This window comes from Rhodococcus sp. 5G237, assembly GCF_053764735.1.
The window spans coordinates 43,602-55,607 of record NZ_JBSNCD010000013.1 but is presented as its reverse complement, the minus strand read 5'-3'; the positions used below and the strand labels follow the sequence as shown (position 1 = coordinate 55,607).

Here is a 12,006-nt window from a genome sequence, read left to right as displayed (position 1 = left end):
CTATCCCACAGGGTAGGTCACGGGCGTCGATCAGCGCTCGGCGCCGACTCCGTCACTGCCCGCCGGTATCGCCCATCACGGCGCCCTCGCGGCGGGGGTCGGCGCCACCGACCCATCCCTCCCCCTGACGCAGCAGCGCGCTCAGCCCACTGGACTGCGGGGCGACGGACACCTCGTGGCCCATGTCGCGGAGCTGCTGCACGAGTGGATCGTTCGCTCCGTCGTCGGCACCGTCGATCGCCGGATGTTCGCCGCCGACCCCGGTGACGGGGGTGTTCGCGGCGCCGAACGACACGGCCGAGACGGCCTGCTGCGGGTCGAGTCCCCAGTCGAGGGTGTTCACGAGTGTCTTGACGACGAACTGGATGATCACCGAGCCACCCGGCGACCCGACCACCATCCGGATGTCGCCGCGACCGCCGTCGGGGGTGCGATCGAAGACGAGCGTGGGGGCCATCGAGCTGCGCGGCCGCTTGCCGGGTTCGACGCGGTTGGCGACGGGCAGTCCGTCCTCGTCGACCGGTTCGGCCGAGAAGTCGGTGAGCTGGTTGTTGAGGAGGAAACCGTCGGTCATGTGGAACGAGCCGAAGGCCGACTCGATCGTGGTCGTCATGGATGCGACGTTGCCGTAGCTGTCCGCGACCGAGATGTGGCTGGTGCCGTGCTCGGGGCTCTGCGGCGGCATGCCGAGCGGGACCGGACCGAAGTCGCCGGGCTGCGCCTTGCCCATGCTCTTGCCGGGGTCGATCAGCCCTGCGCGTTCGGACAGGTAGTCCGGGTTCACCAGAGTCTCGAGCGAGCCACCCGGCAGGGGCACGAAATCGGCATCGGCGACGTACTTGTCGCGATCGGCGTAGGCGAGTCGTTCGGCCTCGGAGATCAGGTGCACCGCGTCCGCGTCGGGGACGCCACCGTCCGCGTCGACGTCGGACGGTGGCAGTGACGCGAGGTCGAAGTTCTCGAGGATGCCGAGCGTCGCCGCGACCGCCATGCCACCCGAGGACGGGTTGGGCATCCCGCAGATCTCGTACTCGCGGTAGGACGTGCACAGTGGTTGCCGTTCCTTCGCCTCGTAGACGGCGAGATCCTCGAGGGTCATCGTTCCGGGTGTACGCCCGCCGGAATCGGTGCCGGTGGACTCGACGATGCCGGCCGCGATGTCACCGGTGTAGAAGGCGTCGGCGCCGTCGGTGGCGATCGCCGAGAGTGTCTTGGACATCGCCGGATTCGTGAGGATCTCACCTTCGGGCTTGGGCGAGCCGTCGGCCTGCAGGAAGTAGGCGCGAGCCTCGTCGTCGACGGCGAGCTGCTCGGCGGAATCGGCGATCGACTGCGCCAGACGGTCGCTGATCACGATGCCCTGATCGGCGAGATCGATGGCGGGGCGGAACAATTCGCCCCAGGCGGCACTCCCGTGCTCCGCGTGGACGGTTTCGAGCATCCGCACGACGCCGGGCACGCCGATCGAGCGGCCGCTCGCACGCGCGTCGGGGCGGGGTTCGGTGCGATCGGTGTCGCTGATCCAGCGTAGATAGTTCTCGGTCGCGGACATCGGTGCCGTCTCGCGGCCGTCGTATGCCTTCACCTCACCGGACTCGGCGTCGTAGTACACCAGGAACGCTCCGCCGCCGATACCCGACGACTGGGGTTCGACGAGACCGAGGACCATCTGGGCGGCGACGAGTGCGTCGGCCGCGGTCCCACCGTCGCGCAGGACCTCGCATGCCGCTTCGGTGGATGCGGGATTGGCCGTCGACACGGCGAAGGAGGAGGTGGTCACCGCGGTCATGCCGGCGCGGTAACCGGTCGCGATCTCGGGGTTCGTGGAGATGTCGCGATCCCCGGTCTCCGTCGCCGGCTGCGTATCGGTGATCGGGGTGCCGTTGGGTTCGGCGGTGCAGGTCGCGGCTGCCGCAGTCTCCTGCACGTCAGCTGTACCGCCCGACTCCATATCGCCCGCTTCCGTATCACCCGACGCGGACGTACACGCGCCGAGGAGGGTGATCGAGACGGCCGCGGCGAAGGCCGCGCGGACACCGGACCGGACTCTCGAGGGCAGGACCATTCACCGACCGTAGCCGGGCGCGTGAGTGCCCGTAGGGAATTCGACCGCGATCGGTTCGCGTCCGCTCCCCGAACCCCTTGACACGGTCGTGGTCCGGGGAGCATCCTTTATTCAACCGGATGGTTGATAAACCGGAAGGTTCATAAACGGAGGCGATCGTGTACGACGACGACGGGGACGACACCGCGCTCGACCTGGCGTTCACCGCCCTGGCCGATCCGGTCCGCCGCCGCATCGTCGCCCGGCTCAGCCGGGGCCCGGCCACGGTCACCGAACTCGCGGAACCCTTCGCGATCACCACACAGGCGATCTCGAAACACATTCGGGTGCTCGAACACGCAGGGCTCGTCACGCGCACGCGCGACGCCCAGCGCCGGCCCGTCCACCTGAACCCCGCACGGCTGGAGATGCTGACCTCCTGGATCGACCGCTACCGGTTGGTGAAGGAGCAGCAGTTCCGCGGTCTCGACGCCGTGCTGGCCCGGGAAGCGGCCCCCGATCGTCCACGGGGTGCGTAGCCCACCCCGATCTTAGGAGGACCATCATGAGCAGCAACGCAGTCACCCTCTCGATCCCGGAGGGCGTCCCCTTCATCGATTACGAGCGGGAGTTCGACTTTCCCGTCGAGGACGTCTTCCGCGCCCACAAGGACCCCGATCTCGTCTCACAGTGGCTCGGCCCGCGCGGCCTGGAGATGAAGATCGAGGAGTACGACCTCCGCACCGGCGGTTCGTACCGCTACGAACACTCCGACGACAGCGGCAGCTACCGCTTCGCGGGTGTCTTCCACACCGTCCGCGAGAACGAGCTCATCGTCCAGACCTTCGAATATCTCGGGTTCCCGGACGTGGTGAGCCTCGAGACGCTCACCTTCGTCGACCTCGGGAACGGCCGCTGCAAGCTGGTCGGCCATTCCGTGTACCCGAGCCAGGAGGCCCGCGACGGCATGGCGGAATCGGGTATGGAGACCGGCCTGACCGAGGGCTTCGAACGACTCGAGGAGCTGTTGGCCGGGTCCGCGAAACGGTGAGCGCCGTTCACCGCAGGGCGTGGCCGAGTTCGGCGGCGCGCGCGAGCAGTTGCGCGCCGTCGCGGGCGACGACCACCTCGTCGCACAGTTCGGCGTAGTCGGGCATCGCGCAGGTCGCCTGTGTCCAGTACCGCTCGGGTTCGGGCGTGATCCACGCGAGGCGGTGCACGCGGCGACGGAGTTCCTCGAGCCGGTCGGTGCGCGGGGGCAGGCCGTTGCAGCGCCCGTCCCCCACGACCAGCACCGATGTCCGGCCGTCGATCGATCCGGAGTGCTCGGTGAGCAGTTCGTCGAACGTCCGGCCGTAGTCGCTGCTCGCTTCGAGATCGACTGCGGGATGGGCGAGTACGGCGGCCAGGGCACCGTCGCCGCCGGCGGCCAGCAACTGTGTCGTCACGTCCACCGGACGATCGACGAAGGCGATCACCCGGCACCGGTGCGCCCGCCCGTGCATCGCCTGGGCGAGCCGGAGCGTGAACGCGGTGATCGGACGGACCGACAGCGAGACGTCGGCGAGGACGAGCAGTCGCACCCGGTCGGGGCGGGGCGCGCGGACGACGAGCCGGAACGGCACTCCGTCGGTCCGCATCCCCGCTCGGGCGGTCCTGCGCATGTCGAGCCGTCCGCGGGTCCGCTCACGAGGATGGGGCCGGACCGGTCCGCGCATGCGGCGCAGCACCTCGTGGCACGCGAGCTCGATCTCGGCACGATCGATGCCGGCGGCGTCGTGCGATTCGGGTGCCTCGACGCCCTCGGCGCCCGGCACCGCGGCGGCGAGCGAGGCGACGAAGGCCTCGACCGCGTCCACGAGTCGCGCGAGTTGTGAGGCGGAGAGAGGTTCGTCGAGGACCTCTCCTCCGTACGTGCGGTGCGGGTCGTAGGCGTCGAGCCACGCGAGGATCGACGCCGGGTCGTCCCACGACAGCGATCCGACGACCGCAGCACCCGGTTCACCGGACAGATCACCCACCGTCGTGGTCGCCGCATTCTCGACGTCGACGGTGTAGGTGACGCCGCGACGGCCCGAGTCCGCACCGGTGTCCACCGACAGATCGGCATCGGACGACGTCATCGACACATCGTCGTCGTCCTTGTGCGGGTTGAACCCCTTGCGGGCCTCCGGGGTGTCGAAGTGGTCGCCGACCTCGGCTGCGCGGTCGTTGTACTCGGCGTAGCGCGCGATGCTCGGGTCGTCGCCGATCTCGAGCGCCGCTGGTAGGGATTCGGCGAACTGCGCCCGGGCGGGGCCGCCGCCGCTCGCGGCGACGGCGGCGTCGACCGCACCGAACAACTCGTCGAAGGCGCGCTCGAAACCGGCCCGCTCGTGCGGGTACTTGGCGCACACCGCCCGCAGGCACGAGCGCAGTGAATCCCGTTCGCGGACGGGGACCAGGTCGAGCACCCGGCGCACCTCGATGCTCTCCGCCGGTGACGCCGCGACACCGTGGCGTCGCAGGAGCAGGCCGAACACCGCCGCTACCACGTCGAGCACGTAGCGGGGGCGACGCTCGTCGAGCGCGGTCACCCGTGTGACCCGGGATGCGTGCATTGCGGGGTCACCCCCGCAGTCCGCTGCCCGCGGCGTCGCGACCGCCACCACCGCGTCCCCGGAAGACGGCGGTCGTGGTGTTCGCCGGGCGTGATGCGACCGTCACGCGTTCACGCACCGGAACAGGTTCCGGCGCACTCGCTTCGGACGCGATCGGTTCGGACACCGCGGTTGCCGGTGCCGCACCGCCGAGCCGGGTCTTCGCGAGGTCGACGTCGCCGGTGTACTTGAGCAGCGTCGCCAACAGCACGTCGCGCATGCCGCCCAGCGAATCGGGGTCGTCGGCGTCGTGCCCCATCACCGTCGCCGCACGCGCGGCGTCGATGACCTCCGAGATCGAGGGGCTCTTGCGCAGCGGCAGGTCGCGCAGGCTCCGGGACAGGTCGACGATCTGGTGGGCCGTTCCTGGGCGCACGTCCGGCACCCGCGCGGTGACGATCTCGCGTTCACGCTCGGGTGTCGGGTATCCGACGTGGTAGTGCAGGCAGCGACGCTTGAGCGCGGGCGACAACTCGCGAGTGTCGTTGGAGGTCAGGATCACCCACGGTGTGGACCGGGCCGTGAACGTGCCGACCTCGGGGATCGTCACCTGCCGTTCGGCGAGCACCTCGAGCAACAGCGCCTCCATGGACTCCTCGGTGCGGTCCACCTCGTCGACGAGCAGGACCACCGGCTCCTCCGAGAGCACGGCCTCGAGCAGCGGACGGACCGACAGGAAGGTCTCCGAGTACAGCCCGAAGTCCTGCTGCGCGAGAAACTTCGACGCGTCCGCGAGGTCGGCGTGACCGGCGAGCAGTTCGCCGATGCGGTCGCGCAGCATCTGCACGTGCAGCAGCTGTTTGGCGTAGTCCCACTCGTAGAGGGCGCGGCTGTCGTCGAGCCCTTCGTAGCACTGCAGTCGAACCAGTTTCCGGCCGCCGACCGCGGCGAGCGCCTTGGCCAGTTCGGTCTTGCCGACCCCGGCGGGGCCTTCGAGCAGCAGGGGCCGCTCGAGTGCGGTGGCGAGGTGCACGACGGTCGCGAACTCGTCGTCGGCGATGTAGTCGTGCCGGCGCAGCGCATCCTTCAACTCGGCGCCCGAGGCGAACGGGGTCATCCGGGGTCTCCTTCTGTGGCGTGGTCGCAGCGGAGCAGGGCGCTCCCGGGGCGCAGGGGACGCCCCGGGAGCGCGGGTTCTCAGTAGGACCGGTTGATGCAGTGGTCGACGACCGGGATCATCGAGTCGACGGTGACCTCGCGGGGATTGCCCGGGGTGCACCAGTCGTCCTGGATGTGCTCGGAGATGGCGCGCACGGTCTTCTCGTCGCCGCAGATCGTGTCTCCGCGACCCGCGTACTTCTTGGTGTTCATCTGGTTCTTCTCGTACGAGTCGGTGCGCACCTGACCGAAGTTGTCGGGGATACCGACGTCCTTCGCGAGACGGATCGCCGCTTCGACCGCCGCGTCGGCGGCCTGGACGGTGGTCATGTTGCGGGTGTCCACGCCCATCGCGGTGGCGATGCGGGCGTAGTGCTCGTAGCGGGAGGGCAGGTTGTACTCCCACACGCGCGGCAGGGCGATGGCGTTGTTGAGGCCGTGGTGGCTGTCGAAGAAGGCCGAGACGGCATGCGAGATGGAGTGCACGATGCCGAGGCCACCGGAGTTGAAGGCCTGCGCGGCGATGTACTGGGCGTTCATCATGCCTTCGCGGGCCTTGAGGTTGCGTGGCTCGAAGACCGCTTCACGCAGGTGCTTTGCGACGAGCTCGATCGAGTACAGGGCGTTGCCGAGCGACGGGGCGAAGTCCAGCCGGGAGACGTACGGCTCGGAGCCGTGGGCGAGGACGTCGAAGCCGCAGTAGGCGGTGAAGTGCTGGGGGCAGCTGTAGTAGAGCAGCGGGTCGTCGATCGCGAGGGTGACGATCGTGGCCTCGTCGAAGCCGACCCACTTGTGTGGGTGGTCCATGTCGGAGGTGTCGGTGATGACGTACGCCCAGGACGTCTCGGAGCCGGTGCCGGCGGTCGTGGAGACGGCGATGTGCGGCGGATTCTCCTTGTTGGTGGACTTCGCGAAGCCCTCGAACTCGTTGATGTTGCGGCCGTCGTGGGCGATCACGACGCGGGCGCCCTTCGCGGCGTCGTGGCTCGATCCGCCACCGACGGAGATGATCGAGTCGCACTTCTCCTTCTGGTAGAGCGCCGCGGCCTCCATGACGTTGTAGTCCTTGGGGTTGGACTCGACCTTGTCGTAGAGGACGACCTCGACGCCCTGGTACTCGATCTTGCCGATGAGCTCCTCGATGATCCCCGATCCGCGCAGGCCGGTGGTCATCAGCAGGGCGCGCTCGAAGCCGAGGTTCTTCGCCTCGACGCCGAGGATGTCGTGGGCGCCGACACCCATCAGCGCGCGGGGGAAGGGATGGAATTCCTTGATCGGGAAGTCCCAGATCTGATTGAGCTCGATTGCCATGGTGTATCTCCTCGCAGAGGGGGTGGAGCGGATCGGGAGTGTGATGTGGACCTCATCCGCGATTCACCATCGACCAGAGCTGCGAGGCGTGAAAGACGTAGCGGCCGAAACCGTCCGGTCGCCGTGGGGTCACCGTCCGTTCGGGTAGGGCACCTCCCGCTGACCGGGTGGGCGCCGCACCCGCCCGAGCAGTGCCGGTACCGTTTTCCTCATCCCATGCGCGCTGGTAACCTTAATTAGAACACGTTCTAGATTCGGTCGTGCGCGGCCATCTTTGCAGGAGAGGACGAGACCCACCCATGACGACTGTCGAGGTGCCCCACGGCTCACGCTCGGTGATCCTCACCGTGTCCGCCGTCGTCGAGGAGACCGCCGACACGCGGTCGATCGTGTTCGCCGTCCCGGACGAGCTGCGCGACAAATTCGCCTACCGGCCGGGCCAGTTCCTCACCCTGCGCATCCCGAGCGACCGGACGGGCTCCGTGGCCCGCTGCTACTCGCTCGCGAGCTCCCCGTTCACCGACGACGCCCCCAAGGTCACCGTCAAGCGCACCGCCGACGGTTACGGATCCAACTGGCTGTGCGACAACATCGCGGCCGGACAGACCATCGAGGTGCTGCCGCCCGCGGGTGTCTTCACCCCGAAGTCGCTCGACCACGACTTCCTGCTGTTCGGCGCCGGCAGCGGCATCACCCCGGTGATCTCGATCCTCAAGTCCGCGCTCACCCAGGGCGGCGGCAAGGTGGTGCTGGTCTACGCCAACCGCGACGAGAAGTCCGTCATCTTCGCCGAGGAGCTGCGGGCTCTCGCGGAGAAGTACCCGACGCGCCTGACCGTCGTGCACTGGCTCGAGTCCGTCCAGGGTCTGCCCACCGCCGACCAGCTCGCAGCGATCGCAACGCCCTACGAGTCGTACGAGGCGTTCATGTGCGGTCCCGGACCGTTCATGGACACGGTCCACCAGGCACTGAACATCGTGGGCATGCCCCGCGCCCGCGTGCACGCCGAGGTCTTCAACTCGCTATCGGGCGACCCGTTCGCCGACCAGGCGCCGGTCGAGGTCAGCGACGAGGACGCCGCCGACGCCGCGACCGTCGAGGTCGAGCTCGACGGCGAGGTCCACAAGCTGTCGTGGCCGCGCAAGCAGACCCTCGTCGACATCATGCTCGCGAAGGGCATCGACGTGCCGTATTCGTGCCAGGAGGGCGAATGCGGATCGTGCGCGTGCACCGTGCTCGAGGGCAAGGTCGAGATGGAGAACTGCGACGTGCTCGACCCCGAGGACATCGAGGCGGGCTACATCCTCGGTTGCCAGGCGCGGCCGGTGACCGACCACCTCAAGATCGAGTTCTGATCCGGCGGACTCACGCCCCGCTGCTCACTCTCTCTGCGGAAGTGCCCGGCCCCTACGAACGTGCGGGGACGGGCACTTCCCGCATCCCGGCGGAGTCGGGTTTCGGCATGCGCACGAGCACGCCGACCCCGGCCACGAGCGCCAGCACGGCGACGATCACGCCGTAGCCGACGGCGGTGGACATCAGGCCGAACGATCCGGCCGCCACCCCGGCGGCCATCGCGGGCACCGAGAACGCGAAGTAGCAGACGACGAAGGTCGTCGCGAAGATCCGGCCGCGCTCGTGAGGTCGGCCGAGCGAGCCGACCACGCCCATGGCCGCGACGAAGGTCGAACCCCAGCCGAAGCCGGCGACCGCGGTACCCGCGTAGTACACCGCGACCCATCCCGTGAGGAGCGCGGTGATCACCGCGGCCAGTCCCGTCGCGAGCAGCACGGCCCCGAGGATCACGATGCGATGGGGGTCGCGGCGGGCCGTGGTGGTCGCCGCGACCGTTCCCGCCGTGAACAGCGTGCCGATCGCCAGACCCGCGGCGAGCCGGTTGTCGATCCCGAACACCGAGTCGACGATCGAGGGCCCCAGCGACATGTACAACCCGCCGAGCGCCCACGCCGACATCAGACTGGGCAGGATGAGCAGATAGCGGCCCCGGACCTCACGCGGCACCGACGCGCTCGGCACCAGGCTGCGCAGGGCGTCGCGTCGCGACGGGAAACCCACCGACGGCGACGTCTCCGGTACGAAGATCAGCGCGATCGCCAGCACGACGGCGAGAACGCCGACGACCGCATAACTCAGGACCGTCGGGAACGGCGCGAACTGCACGAGTACGCCGGCTCCCGCCGCACCGAGCGCGAGGCCGAGCGACGGCGCCGCGGTGTTGATCAGCGGACCGATGTGCCTGTTCGGCTGCATCTCGATCACGGCCGCCGCCAGCGCGCTCGTCGCCGCGCCCACCGCGAGACCCTGCAGGATCCGCGCGACGATCAGCCACCCCACCCCCGGGGAGGCGATGAAGACCATCATGCTCGCCGCGAGCAACAGCAGGGCCGTCACGATCACGGGTCTGCGCCCGACGTGGTCGGACAGCGACCCCACCGTCACGAGCGCCGCGAGCAGTGCGAGCACGTAGACCGCGAACACCACCGTGAGCATCGCCGCGGAGAATCCCCACATCTGCTGGTAGACGGGGTACAGCGGTGACGGTGCCGACGACGATGCGGTGAGGGTGAACGCTCCCAGGCCGACCACGGCGAAACCGAACGAGCGGATGCGGCCGCGGGGCTGTACGGGAGCAGTCATCGAACCTCCATAAGGTGATCGGCGTGTTCCACGCGGGAAACGAACGGCGTGTCCCACGCGGACACGAACGATGCGCCCCCGCGCGAATCGGTGAACACCCCTTCACCAACATACTTCGCTCGGCGAAGTATTCCTCCGGCCGCCCACAGGGCGCTCGGACACTCAGAGGGAGGTCGCGTCCTCGACGTCCTCGTCCCGCATGTCGCCGGGCGCCGCGAGCAGGGCGCGACCGGCGGCGAAGACCGTCGCGGCCGGCGGCAACTCTCCGGGCACACCGCTGCGGAAGACCTCGACACGGCCCGACCCCGAGGCGGGTCGCCCGAGCGCATCGATCCGGCGCAGCGTCTGCCGTGCGACGGCCTCGGCGCTGTCGAACAGGCGCACTCCGGCCGGCAGGTGTTCGGTGATGGTGTCGGCGACCAGCGGGTAGTGGGTGCAGCCGAGAACCACACCCTGGACGTCCCGAGGGGTGCGCTCGGCCGCGGAGGCGACCGCTGCGGCGACGGCCACCCGATCGCCCGCATCGATCGCGTCGGCAAGTCCGTGACACGCCACGCCGACGACCTCGGACCCGTTCGCGAACTGTTCGATCAGATTCGCCTGGTACCTGCTCGCGGTGGTCGCTGCGGTGGCCCAGATCGCCACCGAATCGCACGCGGCGGCCGCGGGCTTGACGGCGGGGACCGTGCCCACCACGGGCACCGACGGACCGAGATCGGCCCGGACGTGTTCGAGAGCGGTCACCGATGCGGTGTTGCACGGGAGCACGACCACCTCGGCGCCGCGATCGACGGCGCGACGGGCGGTGGTGACGACCCGGTCGATCACCCAGCCCGGAGACTTCGGGCCCCACGGGGCGCCGTCGGGATCCGTCGACAACATGAGGTCGAGCTCGGGACGCAACCGTCGCAGCCACGCGGACGTCGGCAAGAGCCCGAGACCCGAGTCGATGAGCGCAACGATCACCCTACGAATCTAGCGGGTCGCGCGCGGCCGGCCCGACGGCGGTCGGTGCGGCGCGCAGCACCACTCCCCTAGACCGCCGCGGTGAGCAGCTCGTCGATCGGGGCGCCCGCGGCGATCTTCGCGCGCGACTTCATGACCAGCGCGGGCAGGCCGCCGCCCACAGCGCCGACGAGCCTGCCGTCGCGCTCGTAGTACGCGAGGAACTTGCGGCCGTCGTCGCGTACGACGTGCACCGTGTCGTCGGCGGTGACCGCACCGAGGCCCTGGATCTTGATGTCGTACTGGTCGCTCCAGAAGTAGGGCACCTGCGCGGCCGCCCCGGCCTCGACACCCATGATGGTCTTCGCGAGGACGGATGCCTGCTCGCCGGCGTTCGTCCAATGCTCGATGCGCCTGCGCCCACCGGCCGGTACCTGCCAGGACGCGACGTCGCCGACCGCCCACACGTGCGGGGTGGAGGTGCGGCCCGTGCCGTCGCACACGACACCGTTCTCGACCTCGACACCCGATCCCTCGAGCCACTCGGTGGCCGGGATCGAACCGATGCCCAGCACCACGAGGTCGACGTCGATCTCGCTGCCGTCGCCGAGGACGGCGGAGGTGACACGTTCGTCGCCGCGGATCTCCGACAATCCGACGCCGGCACGCACGTCGACACCCTCGGCGGTGTGCAGGCGGGTGACAAGAGCACCGACCTCGGCACCGAGCACCGACGCGAGCGGAGTGGGCTGCGGTTCGACCAGCACGACCTCGACCTCGCGCGCCCGCAGGCTCGCCGCGACCTCGCACCCGATGAACCCGGCACCGACGACGAGGGCGCGGGCACCCGGAACGATCGCCTCGCGCAGCGCGCGGCTGTCCTCGAGCGACCGCAGGACGTGGACTCCGGCAAGATCCGGCAGACCGGGGATGCGGCGGGGCCGCAGACCCGTGGCGACGACGAGTTCGTCGTAGCCGAGTTCGGTGCCGTCGCTGAGCGTGAGGGTGCGCGACGCGGTGTCGACAGAGCGGGCCGCGGCACCGAGCATCAGTTCGATGCGGTTCTCACCGAAGAACTCGCTCGGCCGGAGGGTCGTGTCGTCGCGATCGCCTCGCAGGACCTCCTTCGACAGGGGCGGGCGGTCGTAGGGCAGGTGCGTCTCGTCGCCGACGAGCACGAGTTCGCCCTCGTATCCGGCGCGGCGCAGCTCCTCGGCGGTACGTACCGCCGCCAGACCGGCGCCCACGACGACGACGCGCTCCGGCGTACTCTCGGTCTCCCGCTCGTTCGACACCCTCGGCCCATCCTTC

The 12,006-nt window shown here is 69.4% G+C and carries 10 protein-coding genes; 3 read left to right on the top strand and 7 right to left on the bottom strand.

Annotation, left to right across the window (positions count from 1 at the left end):
* Positions 1 to 52: 52 nt before the first annotated feature.
* Positions 53 to 2,065 (bottom strand): gamma-glutamyltransferase, encoded by a 2,013-nt coding sequence (gene ggt, locus ACWPOC_RS24690; RefSeq protein WP_120279991.1) that lies wholly within the window; start codon positions 2,063 to 2,065, stop codon positions 53 to 55.
* A 158-nt stretch (positions 2,066 to 2,223) separates the two neighbouring features.
* On the opposite strand from ggt, the gene ACWPOC_RS24685 reads away from it, so the two are divergent.
* Both ACWPOC_RS24685 and ACWPOC_RS24680 read left to right on the top strand, forming a co-directional pair.
* The gene (locus tag ACWPOC_RS24685) at positions 2,224 to 2,583 is read left to right on the top strand and encodes an ArsR/SmtB family transcription factor (RefSeq protein WP_120279992.1); all 360 of its coding nucleotides are present in this window, start codon (positions 2,224 to 2,226) and stop codon (positions 2,581 to 2,583) included.
* A gap of 26 nt (positions 2,584 to 2,609) precedes the next feature.
* A complete protein-coding gene (locus ACWPOC_RS24680) occupies positions 2,610 to 3,095 on the top strand; it encodes an SRPBCC family protein (protein ID WP_120279993.1) in 486 nt (161 codons plus the stop codon).
* Positions 3,096 to 3,102: 7 nt separating this feature from the next.
* On the opposite strand, the gene madC is transcribed toward ACWPOC_RS24680, so the two are convergent.
* The 3 genes from madC to mdo all read right to left on the bottom strand — a co-directional run bounded on the left by madC (position 3,103) and on the right by mdo (position 7,092).
* The gene (gene madC, locus ACWPOC_RS24675; protein ID WP_455409459.1) at positions 3,103 to 4,644 is read right to left on the bottom strand and encodes a MadC family VWA domain-containing protein; all 1,542 of its coding nucleotides are present in this window, start codon (positions 4,642 to 4,644) and stop codon (positions 3,103 to 3,105) included.
* 7 nt (positions 4,645 to 4,651) lie between these two features.
* Entirely contained in the window at positions 4,652 to 5,740 is a 1,089-nt protein-coding gene (locus tag ACWPOC_RS24670; RefSeq protein ID WP_120279994.1) for a MadB family AAA-type ATPase, read from the bottom strand.
* An 80-nt stretch (positions 5,741 to 5,820) separates the two neighbouring features.
* On the bottom strand, positions 5,821 to 7,092 hold the full coding sequence (gene mdo, locus ACWPOC_RS24665) for an NDMA-dependent methanol dehydrogenase (protein ID WP_120279995.1): 1,272 nt from the start codon (positions 7,090 to 7,092) through the stop codon (positions 5,821 to 5,823).
* A gap of 299 nt (positions 7,093 to 7,391) precedes the next feature.
* On the opposite strand from mdo, the gene ACWPOC_RS24660 reads away from it, so the two are divergent.
* The gene (locus tag ACWPOC_RS24660) at positions 7,392 to 8,447 is read left to right on the top strand and encodes a ferredoxin--NADP reductase (RefSeq protein ID WP_120279996.1); all 1,056 of its coding nucleotides are present in this window, start codon (positions 7,392 to 7,394) and stop codon (positions 8,445 to 8,447) included.
* 52 nt (positions 8,448 to 8,499) lie between these two features.
* Here ACWPOC_RS24660 and ACWPOC_RS24655 read toward each other — a convergent pair whose 3' ends face one another.
* From ACWPOC_RS24655 to ACWPOC_RS24645, 3 genes are all read right to left on the bottom strand, one after another.
* Positions 8,500 to 9,750 (bottom strand): MFS transporter, encoded by a 1,251-nt coding sequence (locus ACWPOC_RS24655; protein ID WP_120279997.1) that lies wholly within the window; start codon positions 9,748 to 9,750, stop codon positions 8,500 to 8,502.
* 162 nt (positions 9,751 to 9,912) lie between these two features.
* Positions 9,913 to 10,716: an aspartate/glutamate racemase family protein gene (locus ACWPOC_RS24650; RefSeq protein WP_120279998.1), complete on the bottom strand. Its 804-nt coding sequence runs from the start codon at positions 10,714 to 10,716 to the stop codon at positions 9,913 to 9,915.
* A 68-nt stretch (positions 10,717 to 10,784) separates the two neighbouring features.
* The gene (locus ACWPOC_RS24645) at positions 10,785 to 11,990 is read right to left on the bottom strand and encodes an FAD-dependent oxidoreductase (RefSeq protein WP_120279999.1); all 1,206 of its coding nucleotides are present in this window, start codon (positions 11,988 to 11,990) and stop codon (positions 10,785 to 10,787) included.
* Between the last annotated feature and the right edge of the window lie 16 nt (positions 11,991 to 12,006).

Excerpts from the sequence above, each read along its gene's own strand:
- ACWPOC_RS24680 (WP_120279993.1), top strand. The coding sequence starts at position 2,610 with ATGAGCAGCAACGCAGTCACCCTCTCGATCCCGGAGGGCGTCCCCTTC.
- madC (WP_455409459.1), bottom strand. The coding sequence starts at position 4,644 with ATGCACGCATCCCGGGTCACACGGGTGACCGCGCTCGACGAGCGTCGC.
- ggt (WP_120279991.1), bottom strand. The coding sequence starts at position 2,065 with ATGGTCCTGCCCTCGAGAGTCCGGTCCGGTGTCCGCGCGGCCTTCGCC.
- mdo (WP_120279995.1), bottom strand. The coding sequence starts at position 7,092 with ATGGCAATCGAGCTCAATCAGATCTGGGACTTCCCGATCAAGGAATTC.
- ACWPOC_RS24655 (WP_120279997.1), bottom strand. The coding sequence starts at position 9,750 with ATGACTGCTCCCGTACAGCCCCGCGGCCGCATCCGCTCGTTCGGTTTC.
- ACWPOC_RS24660 (WP_120279996.1), top strand. The coding sequence starts at position 7,392 with ATGACGACTGTCGAGGTGCCCCACGGCTCACGCTCGGTGATCCTCACC.
- ACWPOC_RS24670 (WP_120279994.1), bottom strand. The coding sequence starts at position 5,740 with ATGACCCCGTTCGCCTCGGGCGCCGAGTTGAAGGATGCGCTGCGCCGG.